At 61.8% G+C, this 14,599-nt stretch carries 15 protein-coding genes; 10 read left to right on the top strand and 5 right to left on the bottom strand.

Annotation, left to right across the window (positions count from 1 at the left end):
- The first annotated feature begins 161 nt into the window (after window positions 1-161).
- Window positions 162-1,688 carry a CoA-acylating methylmalonate-semialdehyde dehydrogenase gene (locus ACM6IT_RS03115; protein ID WP_056728124.1) on the top strand — a complete coding sequence of 509 codons (1,527 nt, stop codon included), beginning with the start codon at window positions 162-164 and terminating at the stop codon, window positions 1,686-1,688.
- Window positions 1,689-1,698: 10 nt separating this feature from the next.
- Entirely contained in the window at window positions 1,699-2,586 is an 888-nt protein-coding gene (gene mmsB, locus ACM6IT_RS03110; RefSeq protein ID WP_056728126.1) for a 3-hydroxyisobutyrate dehydrogenase, read from the top strand.
- Window positions 2,587-2,724: 138 nt separating this feature from the next.
- On the opposite strand, the gene ACM6IT_RS03105 is transcribed toward mmsB, so the two are convergent.
- The 4 genes from ACM6IT_RS03105 to ACM6IT_RS03090 all read right to left on the bottom strand — a co-directional run bounded on the left by ACM6IT_RS03105 (window position 2,725) and on the right by ACM6IT_RS03090 (window position 5,102).
- Window positions 2,725-3,069 (bottom strand): cupin domain-containing protein, encoded by a 345-nt coding sequence (locus tag ACM6IT_RS03105; protein WP_046038617.1) that lies wholly within the window; start codon window positions 3,067-3,069, stop codon window positions 2,725-2,727.
- A 106-nt stretch (window positions 3,070-3,175) separates the two neighbouring features.
- Window positions 3,176-3,547, bottom strand: a complete 372-nt coding sequence (locus ACM6IT_RS03100; RefSeq protein ID WP_056728128.1) for a MerR family transcriptional regulator — start codon at window positions 3,545-3,547, stop codon at window positions 3,176-3,178.
- Window positions 3,548-3,596: 49 nt separating this feature from the next.
- Window positions 3,597-4,175, bottom strand: coding sequence for an NAD(P)H-dependent oxidoreductase (locus ACM6IT_RS03095; RefSeq protein ID WP_414917477.1), 579 nt, complete (start codon window positions 4,173-4,175; stop codon window positions 3,597-3,599).
- Window positions 4,176-4,217: 42 nt separating this feature from the next.
- On the bottom strand, window positions 4,218-5,102 hold the full coding sequence (locus tag ACM6IT_RS03090) for a LysR family transcriptional regulator (protein ID WP_223542314.1): 885 nt from the start codon (window positions 5,100-5,102) through the stop codon (window positions 4,218-4,220).
- A 162-nt stretch (window positions 5,103-5,264) separates the two neighbouring features.
- Here ACM6IT_RS03090 and ACM6IT_RS03085 point away from each other — a divergent pair, with 162 nt between their 5' ends.
- Window positions 5,265-6,029, top strand: a complete 765-nt coding sequence (locus ACM6IT_RS03085; protein ID WP_414917476.1) for a sulfite exporter TauE/SafE family protein — start codon at window positions 5,265-5,267, stop codon at window positions 6,027-6,029.
- Here ACM6IT_RS03085 and ACM6IT_RS03080 read toward each other — a convergent pair.
- A complete protein-coding gene (locus ACM6IT_RS03080; RefSeq protein WP_056728136.1) occupies window positions 6,019-6,333 on the bottom strand; it encodes a putative quinol monooxygenase in 315 nt (104 codons plus the stop codon). The two genes, ACM6IT_RS03085 and ACM6IT_RS03080, sit on opposite strands and share 11 nt — an antisense overlap.
- A gap of 165 nt (window positions 6,334-6,498) precedes the next feature.
- Between ACM6IT_RS03080 and ACM6IT_RS03075 the strand changes: the two genes are divergently transcribed.
- From ACM6IT_RS03075 to ACM6IT_RS03045, 7 genes are all read left to right on the top strand, one after another.
- On the top strand, window positions 6,499-7,089 hold the full coding sequence (locus ACM6IT_RS03075; protein WP_223459898.1) for an NAD(P)H-dependent oxidoreductase: 591 nt from the start codon (window positions 6,499-6,501) through the stop codon (window positions 7,087-7,089).
- Window positions 7,090-7,231: 142 nt separating this feature from the next.
- Window positions 7,232-8,143 (top strand): LysR family transcriptional regulator, encoded by a 912-nt coding sequence (locus ACM6IT_RS03070; protein ID WP_409078326.1) that lies wholly within the window; start codon window positions 7,232-7,234, stop codon window positions 8,141-8,143.
- 103 nt (window positions 8,144-8,246) lie between these two features.
- The gene (locus tag ACM6IT_RS03065) at window positions 8,247-9,140 is read left to right on the top strand and encodes an NAD-dependent epimerase/dehydratase family protein (RefSeq protein ID WP_414917475.1); all 894 of its coding nucleotides are present in this window, start codon (window positions 8,247-8,249) and stop codon (window positions 9,138-9,140) included.
- Window positions 9,141-9,277: 137 nt separating this feature from the next.
- Window positions 9,278-10,723 carry a SulP family inorganic anion transporter gene (locus tag ACM6IT_RS03060; protein ID WP_414917474.1) on the top strand — a complete coding sequence of 482 codons (1,446 nt, stop codon included), beginning with the start codon at window positions 9,278-9,280 and terminating at the stop codon, window positions 10,721-10,723.
- 185 nt (window positions 10,724-10,908) lie between these two features.
- Window positions 10,909-12,258 (top strand): gluconate:H+ symporter, encoded by a 1,350-nt coding sequence (locus tag ACM6IT_RS03055; RefSeq protein ID WP_056728145.1) that lies wholly within the window; start codon window positions 10,909-10,911, stop codon window positions 12,256-12,258.
- A 14-nt stretch (window positions 12,259-12,272) separates the two neighbouring features.
- Window positions 12,273-13,133, top strand: a complete 861-nt coding sequence (locus ACM6IT_RS03050) for a MurR/RpiR family transcriptional regulator (protein ID WP_223542530.1) — start codon at window positions 12,273-12,275, stop codon at window positions 13,131-13,133.
- 1 nt (window position 13,134) lies between these two features.
- Window positions 13,135-14,592, top strand: a complete 1,458-nt coding sequence (locus tag ACM6IT_RS03045; RefSeq protein WP_414917473.1) for an N-acyl-D-amino-acid deacylase family protein — start codon at window positions 13,135-13,137, stop codon at window positions 14,590-14,592.
- Window positions 14,593-14,599 lie beyond the last annotated feature (7 nt).

The following is a 14,599-nucleotide window of genomic DNA, read 5'->3' as shown; positions in this document are numbered from 1 at the left end:
TGGACCGGTTTTTATGTGCGTTCTTATCAGAAGTTTGCACATCTATACTCCAAAAACAGTCCGACAACCAATTCGCGACACATGGCTCATCTCAGGGCGACTATCTCGCCCCGGCTCCCAAGATAGCTCTCAATAAAAAAAGCAAACATCCGGAGACCCACATGAACGTATCGCTCACGCCCACCGACACCACCGTACAAAAGGTCAAATTGTTGATCGACGGCGAGTGGGTCGAATCCAAGACTACCGAATGGCACGACATCATCAACCCGGCGACCCAGCAAGTGCTGGCCAAAGTGCCGTTTGCCACCGCTGAAGAAGTCGACGCGGCCATCAGCGCGGCCCATCGTGCCTTCCAGACCTGGAAGCTGACCCCGATCGGCGCCCGCATGCGCATCATGCTCAAGCTCCAGGCGCTGATTCGCGAACACTCCAAGCGCATCGCCGCGGTCCTCAGCGCCGAGCAGGGCAAGACCATTGCCGATGCCGAAGGCGATATTTTCCGTGGCCTGGAAGTGGTCGAGCACGCTTGCTCCATTGGCAGTCTGCAAATGGGCGAGTTCGCTGAAAACGTCGCCGGTGGCGTCGACACCTACACCCTGCGCCAGCCAATCGGCGTGTGCGCCGGCATTACCCCGTTCAACTTCCCGGCGATGATTCCGCTGTGGATGTTCCCGATGGCCATCGCCTGCGGCAACACCTTCGTGCTCAAACCGTCCGAACAGGACCCGATGTCGACCATGCTTCTGGTGGAGCTGGCGATCGAGGCGGGCATTCCGGCCGGTGTGCTCAACGTCGTGCATGGCGGCAAGGACGTGGTGGACGGGCTCTGCACCCACAAGGACATCAAGGCGGTTTCCTTCGTCGGTTCAACTGCCGTTGGTACCCATGTGTATGACCTGGCAGGCAAACACGGCAAGCGCGTGCAGTCGATGATGGGCGCGAAGAACCACGCCGTGGTGCTGCCGGACGCCAATCGCGAACAAGCGCTGAATGCGCTGGTGGGCGCCGGTTTCGGTGCCGCGGGTCAACGCTGCATGGCCACCTCGGTGGTGGTGCTGGTGGGCGCGGCCAAGCAGTGGCTGCCGGATCTCAAGGCGCTGGCGCAGAAGCTCAAGGTCAATGCCGGCAGCGAGCCGGGCACTGATGTGGGCCCGGTGATCTCGAAAAAAGCCAAGGCGCGGATTCTCGACCTGATCGAAAGCGGCATCAAGGAAGGCGCGAAACTGGAGCTGGACGGTCGCGAGATCACGGTTCCCGGCTACGAGAAGGGCAACTTTGTCGGCCCGACCCTGTTCTCCGGCGTGACCACCGACATGCAGATCTACACCCAGGAAATCTTCGGCCCGGTGCTGGTGGTGCTGGAGGTCAATACGCTCGACGAGGCCATCGCCCTGGTCAATGCCAACCCGTTCGGCAACGGCACGGGCCTGTTCACCCAGAGCGGCGCGGCGGCACGTAAATTCCAGAACGAAATCGACGTCGGCCAGGTCGGCATCAACATCCCGATTCCGGTGCCGGTCCCGTTCTTCAGCTTCACCGGTTCGCGCGGTTCCAAGCTCGGCGACCTCGGCCCGTACGGCAAGCAAGTGGTGCAGTTCTACACTCAGACCAAGACCGTCACCAGTCGCTGGTTCGATGACGACAGCGTCAACGACGGTGTGAACACCACCATCAACCTGCGATAAGGAGCCGGACATGAAAATCGCTTTTATCGGTCTGGGCAACATGGGCGCGCCAATGGCGCGCAACCTGATCAAGGCCGGCCATGCACTGCGCCTGGTGGACCTGAACAAAGCCGTGCTGGCGGAACTGGAACAACTGGGCGGCAGTATCAGCCCAACGGCCCGCGAAGCTTCAGAAGGCGCCGAACTGGTCATCACCATGCTGCCTGCCGCTGTGCATGTGCGCAGTGTGTGGCTGGGCGAAGACGGCGTGCTCGCCGGTATCGGCAAAGGTGTCCCGGCCGTGGATTGCAGCACCATCGATCCGCAGACCGCGCGGGACGTTGCCGCCGCCGCTGCCAAACAGGGCGTGGCCATGGCCGATGCGCCGGTTTCTGGCGGCACCGGTGGTGCAGCCGCCGGGACGCTGACCTTCATGGTCGGCGCCACGCCTGAACTGTTCGCCACCCTGCAACCGGTACTGGCGCAAATGGGCCGCAACATCGTCCATTGTGGTGAGGTCGGCACCGGGCAAATCGCTAAAATCTGCAACAATCTGTTGTTGGGGATTTCCATGGTCGGCGTCAGCGAAGCCATGGCGCTTGGCGATGCATTGGGCATCGACACCAAGGTGCTGGCGGGCATCATCAACAGTTCCACCGGGCGTTGCTGGAGCTCGGAGATGTACAACCCGTGGCCGGGCATCGTCGAAACGGCGCCGGCGTCGCGCGGCTATACCGGTGGTTTCGGTGCCGAACTGATGCTCAAGGATCTGGGGCTGGCCACTGAGGCTGCGCGTCAGGCGCACCAGCCGGTGGTTCTCGGCGCGGTGGCCCAGCAGTTGTATCAGGCGATGAGTTTGCGTGGGGAGGGTGGACAGGACTTCTCGGCGATCATCAACGGCTATCGCAAGCCGCAATAAGGGATATTTCCGGGAATCCGCGTCGGGTGGATTCCCGGTTTTTTAATTTGGCAGAAAGAAAAGATCGCAGCCTTCGGCTCCTACAGGGGAATGTATACACCCCGTAGGAGCTGCCGAAGGCTGCGATCTTTTGCTTTGTCAGGCAAACACGAAATATTTGCGAACGGTTTCCACTACTTCCCAGGTGCCTTTCATCCCCGGTTCAACGACGAAAATGTCGCCGGCGCGCAGGTGGATCGGCGCCATGCCTTCCGGGGTGATGATGCAGTAGCCTTCCTGGAAGTGGCAGTACTCCCACTTCACGTATTCCACGTACCACTTGCCCGGCGTGCAGATCCAGGTGCCCATGATCTTGCTGCCGTCTTCACTGGTGTAGGCATTGAGGTTGACGGTGTGCGGGTCGCCTTCGAGCTTTTCCCATTTGCAGGCGTCGAGTACGGGCAGCGGGTGGGTGTCGCGAAGAACGGTAATCGGTGCGGTCATGATGACTCCGGGCAGTGGGCTCAAGAACTGAAGTCGCACCCTATAGCGCCTGCCCAACCCTCAGTTGTCTGTGCTCGACACTGAGCTGTCCAGAAACGCACGTTCTTCAATTCCGGTTCAGTGGGCAGTCAAGCCTGGATTGTTCGAGGCTGTTCTCGAATTCGACCAATTGCGCGTGCTGTTGCGACAGCGCCGCTATCCGCTCGGCGATTTCCTGCTTTTTGCTGGCGAGGACCTGGTGTGCCCGCTCCCATGGCAACTGCGGGCCCTGATGGCCGGCGAAGACCGACTGCAATTCCTTGAGCCTGAAGCCCAACTGTTGGGCACATTTGATGAACATCAGCAGATCGACGCTGTGCTGGTCATAGATGCGGTACTTGCCCAAGCGGCGAGCGGCAGGCAACAAGCCAATCGACTCGTAGTGACGGATGCTTTTGACCGTGGTACCGGAACGTTGCGCGGCTTGGCCGATGTACATGGGAAGGTCCTTTTCTCCGAGGATAGAGCTCGGCGCATTATCGACCGACTCAAGCGCTGGCGATAGCTTCGGCTTGCCGCAACCAGGCCGCATGCCGGTCTGCGCTGGCGCCGAGAATTGGCCCGAAGGTGAGGGTTCGGGTTGGCTTGATGCCACAGAACTCCAGCGTGGTTTTGCGGACCTGATGCAAACCGGGCATGCGGTAGATCCAGCGGTAGTACCAGGGCGGTGTGTCCATGGTCACCAGCAGGTGGGCGGTTCGGCCGCGCAGGAGTTTGTCGGGGAAAGCTTTGCCCTGGCGATACTTGAAGGCAAAACCCGGCAAGAACACCCGGTCGAAAAAGCCCTTGAGCAAGGCCGGTACGCCACCCCACCAGATCGGATAAACCAGCACCAACAGTTCGGCCCAGAGGATATCGGCCTGGGCGTTACGCAAGTCGGCTTCCAGCGGCTGGACCTGTTGATAGCCTTCGCGCAGCACCGGGTCAAAATCCATGCTGCCCAGAAACAACGGCCGCACTTCATGCCCGGCGCGGATTGCCGACTGTGTGTAACGCTCGGCAAGGGCGGCGCAGAAGCTGTTGCTGGACGGATGCCCGAGGATCACCAGTATTCGCTTACCCATCATCGCTGTCCTTGAGGATCAAACCTCAAGGATAAAGTCTGCCCCTCAGGGGAGAGTCAAGGCGTGCAGCAGGGCCTTGGCATAGCCGGGCAATGCGGCGAAGTCCCGGGCGCAGAGCAACAGTTTGCGTTGGCCCCAGGGTTCTTGCAGGGCGAGGCTTTTGAAGGACAGTCCACCTGACCTGCGTTCGACCGCGGCCAGCGGTACGATTGCCAGCCCAGCCCCTCGGGCGACCATGCGCATCACGCCATCGAAGCCGTCGGCGCGGATGCGAATCTGCATGCGCAGGCCGGCGTGCAGCGCCTGTTCCTCCAGGTACACCGCCAGGGCGCTATTGGCATTCAGGCTGACGTAGTCGTGATGCAGCGTGTCGGTGAAGCTCACTGAGGTCGCCTGGGCCAGGGGATGTTCCCGGGGCATGATCAGCACCAGCGGATCATCGCGGAACGCTCGCGTCTGCAGGTCCTCGGTGTCCACCGCGTCGGACACGATGCCGAGGTCCGCCGCCCCTTGGCGCAAGGCATGGGTGATGCGGGTGCTGGGCAGTTCCTGCAGGTCGATGTCGAGGTTGGGATGGCTGTGCAGGAAGTCCGCGAGCAACTCTGGCAGGTACTCGGTGATCGCCGTGGTGTTGCACAGCAGCCGCACCTGGCCTTTGACGCCCTGGGCGTATTCGGCCAGTTCCTGTTGCAGGCGTTCGGCCTGTTGCAGCAGGACCCGGGCGTGTCGGGCCAGGGCATTGCCGGCCGGCGTCGGGCTGACCCCACGACGATTGCGCTGCAGAAACTCGACGCCCAGCGACGCCTCCATGGCGCGAATTCGTGCGCTGGCCGCTGCCAGGGACAAATGACTGCGTGCGGCGCCGGCGGTGATGTTGCCGGTGTCGAGGATGTGCAGGTACAGGCGCAGGTCGGTCAGGTCGAAGTGCATTACAACAATCCCGAGTTGAATGTTGTCTGGAAGGGCGCCTTCGCGAGCAAGCCCGCGAAGAGGCCAGTCGCTTCAGCGAAATTTTCAGCCTCTGTCAAGGCAAGAGGCAGCCTCAGTATATGGCAGATTTTCAATCAACCCCCGCGGGCCCACCATGGCCCCATGAATACACTTTCGGCGTTTTATCAGAATCTCGGATTGGCCCTTTCATTGTTGGTTATCGGCACCTTTGTGCTGGCCGGCATGATCAAGGGCGTGATCGGTCTCGGCCTGCCAACTGTTGCCATGGGTCTGCTCGGCCTGGCTATGGCGCCGACGCAGGCTGCGGCGTTGCTGATCATTCCGGCGACCCTGACCAACGTCTGGCAACTGGCGTTCGGCGGGCATCTGTCGGGTCTGGTCAAACGGTTGTGGCCGATGTTGCTGGCGATTTTCATCGGCACCGGGGCGGGCACGCTATGGATCGGCATGAGCGGCGGCCATTGGGTGGTGCGAGGGTTGGGGGCGGCATTATTGCTGTATGCGCTGAGCGGTTTGTTCCTGCCGACTGTGCGCGTAGGGCAGAGCAGCGAACGCTGGCTCGGTCCTCTGTGTGGCGTGCTGACCGGCGTCATCACTTCGGCCACTGGCGTGTTCGTGATTCCGGCGGTGCCTTATCTGCAAGCGCTGGGTTTGAGCAAGGACGAACTGGTGCAGGCGCTGGGCCTGTCGTTCACCGTCTCGACCCTGGCCCTGGCCGGTGGCTTGTTATGGCGTGGCGCGCTCGGTGGAGGCGAGTTGAGCGCGTCGTTGCTGGCGCTGATCCCGGCCATGCTCGGCATGTGGCTGGGGCAATCGCTGCGCCAGCGGATCAGCGCCCTGTGGTTCAAACGCGTGTTTTTCGTTGGCCTGGGTGTGCTCGGCGGCCATTTGCTGATCAGCGGCTAGCGGACGACGGGCTGATCATCTCGATGGCGCGGATCTCGAAGTCCCGTTCCAGGTATTCATCGCGTTGCGCGAGAAACTGCTTCATGTGCGGCAGGTTCGAGTGCACGTCGAGGTGGGCCTGGGATTGCCAGATCTCGTAGAAGATGAACAGGGTCGGGTCCTGTTTGTCACGCAACATGTGGTATTCGATGCAACCCGGTTCGGCTCGGCTCGCTTGCACATAGCCGCTGAAAAACGCTTCGAAGGCGTCGGATTTTTCCGGGCGGGTCTTGGCGTGCAGGATAAAGCCCTGGATTTCACTCATCTACATCTCTCCTCAAGTCAGAACTGGCGCCAGTTTAAGGCAACAATCGCTTATCGATTCGTGCTTGTAGGTCAAATGTATTTTGCCAAATCGACGCTTACTCCGCGCAAGGTCGATCGGTACTCTGCCGCCATCCGATTCCCGACCTTCCCGAGACCACCTCCCATGAAAAAAGTCCTGTTGCTCAATGGCGGCAAAAAATTTGCGCACTCCGACGGCCGCTACAACGCCACCCTGCATGAAGCCGCATTGAGCGTGCTGGATCGCGGTGGCATGGATGTGAAAACCACTTTCATCGACGAGGGCTATGACATCGCCGAAGAAGTGGCCAAGTTCCTCTGGGCCGACGTGATCATTTACCAGATGCCAGGCTGGTGGATGGGCGCGCCGTGGACCGTGAAAAAGTACATCGATGAAGTCTTCACCGAGGGCCATGGCAGCCTCTATGCCAGCGACGGTCGCACCCGTTCGGACGCGTCGCAGAAGTACGGCAGCGGCGGCCTGATTCACGGCAAGCAATACATGTTGTCGCTGACCTGGAACGCTCCGCAGCAAGCCTTCGACGACCCGACCGATTTCTTCGAGGCCAAAGGCGTGGACGCGGTGTACTTCCCGTTCCACAAGGCCAACGAGTTCCTGGGCATGACCGGTTTGCCAACTTTCCTCTGCGTGGACGTGATGAAGCGCCCGAACATCGAAGGCGACGTGGCGCGTTATGAGCAGCATTTGGCTGAGGTGTTTGGCCTGAAGGCATGACGCTCGGCTACTATCCGATGCAACGGCCAGGAAGATCGCAGCCTGCGGCAGCTCCTACGGGTGTACACAAAACCCTGTAGGAGCTGCCGCAGGCTGCGATCTTGGCGATTCTTGCCGCGCCGATTCGCAAACGAGGACACACGTGAAAGCCAGATCCGATGAATTGCAGGTTTTCGTCTGCGTGATTGAATGCGGGTCGATTTCCGCGGCGGCCGAGCAGGTCGGGCAAACGCCTTCGGCAGTCAGTCGTACGCTGTCGCGGCTGGAGGCCAAGCTCGACACCACTTTGATCAATCGCACCACGCGGCGCATGGACCTGACCGAAGAGGGCAAGTACTTCTTCGAGCACGCCAAGCGCATTCTCGATCAGATGGATGAGCTCGAAGAGCGCCTGTCCTCACGCCAGCAAACGCCGTCCGGGCGGCTGCGGATCAACGCAGCATCGCCGTTCATGCTGCACGCCATCGTGCCCTACATCGATGAATTTCGCAGGCTTTACCCCGACATCCAGCTCGAACTCAACAGCAACGATTTGATCATCGACCTGCTGGAGCAAAGCACCGACATCGCCATCCGCATCGGCACACTAACCGATTCGACGCTGCATGCCCGCTCCCTGGGTTGCAGCCCGCTGCACATCGTCGCCAGCCCGGCCTACCTGGAAAAGCACGGCGCACCGCAAGCCGTGGCTGACCTGGCCAACCATACGCTGCTGGGGTTCACCCAGAACGAAGGCCTCAACCAATGGCCGCTGCGTTATGTGCATGGCGATCGCTGGCCGATCCAGGCATCGATCAGCGCCTCCAGCGGCGAGACCATCCGCCATCTCGCACTGGACGGCCAGGGCATCGCCAGCCTGTCGCACTTCATGACCATCGAGGACATTCGTGCCGGACGCTTGAAAGTGTTGCTGGCCGAGTTCAACAGCGGCTATCGCCAGCCGATCAACGCGGTGTACTACCGCAACTCGCAACTGGCCCTGCGGATTCAATGCTTCCTGGACTTTATCCAGGGCAAGTTGGCCGAATATGCGAGTGCAGATTTCAAGGGCTGATTCGTGATTCCTGCGCAAAAGTGAATTGGGTCGGCAGGGATTTTTCCTCCGGGATCGCTGCCGGATACTCCTTGCATCACTTATCCACGCAGGGAGTTTCTCCATGAACGTATTCGTTACCGGTGCCACCGGTTTTATCGGCGGTTCCATCGCCACGGGCCTGGTCCAGGCCGGCCACAACGTCACCGGTCTGGTGCGCAGCGCCGAACAAGCCGATGAGCTGCGCGCACTGGGCATCACCCCGGTGATCGGCACCCTCGACGACTCCGCCCTGTTGGCCGATCAGGCGCTTGCTGCCGACGCGGTGATCAACGCGGCCAGCAGCGATCATCGTGGCGCGGTGGAGGCCTTGCTCGATGCCTTGCGCGGTTCCGGCAAAGTGTTTTTGCACACCAGCGGTTCGAGCATCGTCGGTGATGCCTCGGGCGGCAAGTCCAGCGACATCCTCTACTACGAAGACAACCTGCCGGAACCGACAGTCGACAAGGCGGCGCGCGTGGCCATCGACAATCTGATCCTGGCGGCGGCCATGGACGGGGTGAACTCGGCGGTGATCTGCAACACGCTGATCTACGGCCACAGCCTGGGCGTGAATCGCGACAGCGTGCAGCTGCCGCGCCTGCTCAAGCAGGCACGCAAAAGCGGGGTGGTGCGCCATGTCGGCACTGGCCGGAACATCTGGTCCAACGTGCACATCGAGGACGTGGTTGCCCTGTACCTGCTGGCGCTGACCAATAACGTGCCGGGCACCTTCTACTTCGTCGAAAGCAGTGAAGCGTCGTTCATCGACATGACCACCGCTATGGCCCAGGCGCTGAACCTGGGCGAACCGCAAGACTGGCCGCTCAAGGACGCCGAAGCCGAGTGGGGCTATGAGATGGCCAACTATGGTTTGGGCTCCAACAGCCGGGTGCGCGGCAAGCATGCGCGGGAATTGCTGGGTTGGGTGCCGAAGCGCACGTCGGTAGTGGAGTGGATTCGCGACGAGATGGTGTGAGTTCGCTTTAGACCGCGTTGTTCCCATCGCGGGCAAGCCCGCGATGGCGTTTTCGAAGTCCCTGCAACTGGCCGCGCCGCCCCCGATTCCGTAACATCCGCACACTCTTTTTCGTCTCTCCCTGTGTGCGGTCTCCAATGAAAGCAAAACGTCTACGCGCCGATGTCCTGGCCGGGCTTACCACTTCCTTCGCCCTGTTGCCCGAGTGCATCGCTTTCGCGCTGGTGGCCCATCTCAATCCACTGATGGGGCTCTATGGCGCGTTCATCATCTGCACCCTGACCGCGCTGTTCGGCGGGCGACCGGGCATGGTGTCCGGCGCGGCCGGCTCGATGGCCGTGGTGATCGTCGCGCTGGTGGTGCAACACGGCGTGCAGTACCTGCTGGCCACGGTGTTGCTGGGCGGGTTGATCATGATGGCGTTCGGACTGCTCAAGCTCGGCAAACTGGTGCGCATGGTGCCGCACCCGGTGATGCTTGGCTTCGTCAACGGCCTGGCGATCATCATTGCCCTGGCACAACTGGAGCACTTCAAGAGCGGTGAGACCTGGTTGAGCGGTACGCCGCTGTACATGATGCTCGGGCTGGTCGCGGTGACGATGACGGTTGTCTATGTGCTGCCGCGCCTGACCCGTACGGTGCCGCCGGCACTGGTGGCGATTCTCGGCGTGGGCCTGGCGGTGTATCTGCTCGGCCTGCCGACCCGCACCCTGGGCGACATGGCGCACATTGCCGGTGGCTTGCCGACGCTGGCGCTGCCGGACATTGCGTGGAACCTCGACACCCTGCGCATCATCGCGCCCTACGCGATCCTGATGGCGCTGGTGGGGTTGCTGGAAACCCTGTTGACCCTGAACCTCACCGACGAAATCACCGAGAGCCGCGGCTATCCGGATCGCGAGTGCGTGGCGCTGGGGGCGGCGAACATCGTGTCCGGTGCGTTCGGCGGCATGGGCGGTTGCGCGATGATTGGCCAGACTATGATCAACCTCAGTTCCGGCGGGCGCGGGCGCTTGTCCGGGATGGTGGCCGGGGTGTCGATCCTGTTGTTCATCCTGTTTCTGTCGCCGCTGATCGAGCGCATTCCATTGGCCGCGTTGGTCGGGGTGATGTTCGTGGTGGCGCAACAGACCTTCGCCTGGGCTTCGCTGCGGGTGATGAACAAGGTCCCGCTGAACGATGCGTTGGTGATCATCGCGGTGACGGTGATTACCGTTTTCACCGATCTGGCCATCGCGGTGCTCTGCGGCATCATCATTGCGGCGCTGAACTTTGCCTGGCAGCAGGCGCGTCAGCTGTATGCCGACAGTCATCTGGAAACCGACGGCAGTAAGCTGTACCGGGTGCATGGCACGCTGTTCTTCGCCTCGACCACACCCTTTCTCAATCAGTTCGATCCGGCCAATGACCCGGCGCAGGTGACACTTGATTGCCAGCACCTGAGTTTTGTCGACTACTCGGCCATCGCCGCGCTGGGCACCTTGCGCGAGCGTTATAACAAGGCCGGCAAGCACTTGCGGGTGCTGCATTTGTCCGAACGCTGCAAGAAATTGCTCAAGCGCGCCCGGATGCAACACGACTGAAATCAAACAGGCAGGCGCGATGAAAATCCGCCTGCCTGATTTTCATTATTTGCGACAACTCATACCTCTTTGCGACACGCCTTACCTCTGTACGAAAATTACTTTCACCTCGTTTGAAAATCGCCTGCCGAAATGTTTTAAGAGTTTCACAAATATTTCGACGTGACCCTCTCGAGGAGTACCGCATGACCCTGTCCTTCGGCTATTGGCTGCTGGTGTATGCCGCCATCGCCATCATCGCTCTGATCGTTCTGATCGCCCGCTACCGACTCAACCCGTTCATTGTCATCACCCTGATTTCCATCGGCCTGGCGCTGGTGGCGGGCATGCCGCCGTCCGGTGTGGTGGGGGCGTACGAGGCCGGGGTCGGCAAGACCCTGGGGCACATCGCGCTGGTGGTGGCGCTGGGCACCATGCTCGGCAAAATGATGGCCGAGTCCGGCGGCGCCGAGCAGGTGGCGCGGACCATGATCGACCGTTTCGGCGAGAAGAACGCGCACTGGGCGATGGTGTGCATCGCGTTTCTGGTGGGGCTGCCGCTGTTCTTCGAAGTCGGTTTCGTCTTGCTGGTGCCGATTGCCTTTACCGTGGCGCGGCGCGTGGGCGTCTCGATCCTGATGGTCGGCTTGCCGATGGTCGCCGGGCTGTCGGTGGTGCATGCGCTGGTACCGCCGCACCCGGCGGCGATGCTGGCGGTGCAGGTGTATCAGGCATCGGTGGGGCAGACCTTGATGTACGCGATCCTGATCGGCATTCCGACCGCGATCATCGCCGGTCCCCTGTACGCCAAGTTCATCGTGCCGCGCATTCAGTTGCCGGCGGAAAACCCGCTGGAACGCCAGTTTCTTGAGCGTGAACCGCGCGACAGCCTGCCGGGCTTCGGCATCACCATGGCGACCATCCTGTTGCCGGTGGTGCTGATGCTGATCGGCGGCTGGGCCAACCTGATTTCCACGCCGGGCACCGGTTTCAACCAGTTCCTGCTGTTCATCGGCAACTCGGTGATCGCGCTGTTGCTGGCCACATTGCTGAGTTTCTGGACCCTCGGCCTGGCCCAGGGCTTCAACCGCGAGTCGATCCTCAAGTTCACCAACGAATGCCTGGCGCCGACCGCCAGCATCACGTTGCTGGTGGGCGCCGGCGGTGGCTTGAACCGGATTCTGGTGGACGCCGGCGTCACCGACCAGATCGTCGGCCTGGCCCACGAGTTTCATTTGTCGCCGCTGTTGATGGGCTGGCTGTTTGCCGCGCTGATGCGCATCGCCACCGGTTCTGCCACTGTGGCCATGACCACCGCTTCAGGTGTGGTCGCGCCAGTGGCCATTGGTCTGGGTTATCCCCATCCAGAGCTGCTGGTGCTGGCGACTGGCGCCGGGTCGGTTATCTTTTCCCACGTCAATGACGGCGGTTTCTGGTTGATCAAGGAATACTTCAACATGACCGTTACCCAAACCTTCAAGACCTGGACCGTGCTCGAGACGTTGATCTCGGTCGTTGCCTTCGGCCTGACCGTTGGCCTTTCTTACCTGATTTAGCCGGAGCCACTTGCATGGACATCCTCTACCAGATCCGCGCCCGTCAGGACTCCTTCAGCGCCGGTGAAGGACGTATCGCTCGCCTGATGCTCGACGACGTAGGATTTGCCGCCTCCGCCAGCCTCGATGAGCTGGCGCTGCGGGCGGAGGTCAGCAGCGCCACGCTGTCGCGCTTCGCTCGCACGGTCGGCTGTAAGGACCTGCGTGACCTGCGCTTGCAACTGGCCCAGGCCAGCGGCGTCGGCAGCCGCTTTCTCGACCCGGCGGGCACGCCCGAGCAGTCGGCGTTCTACGGGCAGATCGTGGGCGACATCGAGTCGACTTTGCGCCAGCACCTGGCCGCGTTCGATGAGTCGCGTTTCGCCGATGCGGTGAAGCTGCTGGGCAAGGCGCGGATGATTCACGCTTTCGGCATGGGCGGTTGCTCGACCCTGTGCAGCGATGAACTGCAAGTGCGCCTGGTACGCCTCGGCTATCCGATTGCGGTGTGCCACGATGCGGTGATGATGCGCGTCACCGCCGCCAGCCTCAGCGCTGAACACGTGGTGATTGTCTGCTCGCTGACCGGGATCACCCCGGAGCTGATTGAAACGGTGGAACTGGCGCGCAACTACGGCGCACCCATTCTGGCCATCACCCGGGCCGATTCGCCGCTGGCGCAGCTGGCCGACATCGTCCTGCCCCTGCAAAGCGCCGAAACCTCGTTCATCTACAAACCCACGGCAGCGCGCTACGGCATGCTGCTGGCCATCGACGTGCTCGCCACCGAGCTGGCGCTGGCCAATCCTGAAGACAATCAAGAACGTCTGCGGCGGATCAAACTCGCCCTCGACGAATACCGCGGCGGCGACGATCACTTGCCGCTGGGAGACTGACATGCAGTACGACACGCTGATTCGCAACGCCCTGATCATCGACGGCAGCAACAGCCCCGGATACCCCGCCGACGTGGCCATTCTCAACGGGCGCATCGAGCGTATCGGCGACTTGCGCGATGCCCGTGCCAGTGAGGAAATCGACGCGCAGGGCCATGTGCTGGCGCCGGGTTTCATCGACGTGCACACCCATGACGACACCGTGGTGATCCGTCAGCCGCAGATGCTGCCCAAGCTCAGCCAGGGCGTGACCACGGTCATTGTCGGCAACTGCGGGATCAGCGCGTCACCGGTGATTTTGCGCGGCGATCCGCCGGACCCGATGAACCTGCTGGGCACGGCCGCTGCGTTCGTTTACCCGACCTTCGGCGACTACCGCGCGGCCGTCGAAGCGGCGAACACCACGCTGAACGTTGCCGCACTGGTCGGCCATACGGCGTTGCGCAGCAATCATCTGGACGACCTGTTCCGCACCGCCACGGCGGATGAAGTCAGCGCGATGCGCGAGCAATTGCGCGAAAGCCTGGAGGCCGGCGCCTTGGGCCTGTCCACTGGCCTTGCCTATGCCAGCGCCTACTCGGCATCCACCGATGAAGTGATGCAACTGACCGAAGAATTGACCGCCTTCGGGGCGGTCTACACCACCCATTTGCGCAGCGAATTCGAACCGGTGCTGGAGGCCATGGACGAGGCGTTCAAGATCGGCCGCCACGCGCAAAGCCCGGTGATCATTTCCCACCTCAAATGCGCCGGCGCCGGTAACTGGGGGCGCAGTCCGCAGCTGCTGGCGTCCCTCGAACAGGCGGCGAAAACCCACCCGGTGGGTTGCGATTGTTATCCGTATGCGGCGAGCTCTTCGACCCTGGACCTCAAGCAGGTGACCGATGCCCATCGCATCACCATCACCTGGTCGACGCCGCACCCGGAAATGGGTGGCCGCGACCTGATGGACATCGCCGCCGAATGGAATGTGCCGTTGCTGGAGGCCGCTCGCCAACTGCAACCGGCCGGTGCGGTGTACTACGGCATGGATGAGGCGGATGTCCGCAGAATCCTCGCGCATCCGCTGTCGATGGTCGGCTCCGACGGCTTGCCGGAAGATCCGTTTCCGCACCCACGGTTGTGGGGCGCATTCCCCCGGGTGCTCGGTCATTTCAGCCGTGACGTAGGACTGTTCCCGCTGCACACCGCCGTGCACAAAATGACCGGGTTGTCGGCGGCACGCTTCGGTTTGAAGGCGCGCGGTGAAATACGCGAAGGCCATTGGGCTGACCTGGTGTTGTTCGATCCGGCGACCATCCGTGATGTCGCCGATTTCAACGATCCGCAGCGGGCGGCGCAAGGCATCGAAGGGGTATGGGTCAACGGTGTGTTGAGCTACCGCGATGGCCAGGCCAACGGGCGCAGGGAAGGGCGGTTCCTGGCCCGGGAAGGAGATTTGCGCACGGGTTTTCAGTGAGTTTCGA

The sequence above is a fragment of the Pseudomonas sp. IT-P4 genome, assembly GCF_949767755.1.
GTDB lineage: Bacteria > Pseudomonadota > Gammaproteobacteria > Pseudomonadales > Pseudomonadaceae > Aquipseudomonas > Aquipseudomonas monachiensis.
The sequence above is the reverse complement of the archived record's forward strand: the minus strand, read 5'-3'. Positions and strand labels throughout refer to the sequence as shown.

Bases quoted from the DNA above. Each gene is read 5' to 3' on its own strand.
- ACM6IT_RS03090 (WP_223542314.1), bottom strand. From the start codon at position 5,102: ATGCACTTCGACCTGACCGACCTGCGCCTGTACCTGCACATCCTCGAC.
- ACM6IT_RS03115 (WP_056728124.1), top strand. From the start codon at position 162: ATGAACGTATCGCTCACGCCCACCGACACCACCGTACAAAAGGTCAAA.
- ACM6IT_RS03100 (WP_056728128.1), bottom strand. From the start codon at position 3,547: ATGTACATCGGCCAAGCCGCGCAACGTTCCGGTACCACGGTCAAAAGC.
- ACM6IT_RS03065 (WP_414917475.1), top strand. From the start codon at position 8,247: ATGAACGTATTCGTTACCGGTGCCACCGGTTTTATCGGCGGTTCCATC.
- ACM6IT_RS03055 (WP_056728145.1), top strand. From the start codon at position 10,909: ATGACCCTGTCCTTCGGCTATTGGCTGCTGGTGTATGCCGCCATCGCC.
- ACM6IT_RS03045 (WP_414917473.1), top strand. From the start codon at position 13,135: ATGCAGTACGACACGCTGATTCGCAACGCCCTGATCATCGACGGCAGC.
- ACM6IT_RS03105 (WP_046038617.1), bottom strand. From the start codon at position 3,069: ATGACCGCACCGATTACCGTTCTTCGCGACACCCACCCGCTGCCCGTA.
- ACM6IT_RS03085 (WP_414917476.1), top strand. From the start codon at position 5,265: ATGAATACACTTTCGGCGTTTTATCAGAATCTCGGATTGGCCCTTTCA.
- ACM6IT_RS03060 (WP_414917474.1), top strand. From the start codon at position 9,278: ATGAAAGCAAAACGTCTACGCGCCGATGTCCTGGCCGGGCTTACCACT.
- ACM6IT_RS03080 (WP_056728136.1), bottom strand. From the start codon at position 6,333: ATGAGTGAAATCCAGGGCTTTATCCTGCACGCCAAGACCCGCCCGGAA.
- ACM6IT_RS03050 (WP_223542530.1), top strand. From the start codon at position 12,273: ATGGACATCCTCTACCAGATCCGCGCCCGTCAGGACTCCTTCAGCGCC.
- ACM6IT_RS03095 (WP_414917477.1), bottom strand. From the start codon at position 4,175: ATGATGGGTAAGCGAATACTGGTGATCCTCGGGCATCCGTCCAGCAAC.
- ACM6IT_RS03075 (WP_223459898.1), top strand. From the start codon at position 6,499: ATGAAAAAAGTCCTGTTGCTCAATGGCGGCAAAAAATTTGCGCACTCC.
- mmsB (WP_056728126.1), top strand. From the start codon at position 1,699: ATGAAAATCGCTTTTATCGGTCTGGGCAACATGGGCGCGCCAATGGCG.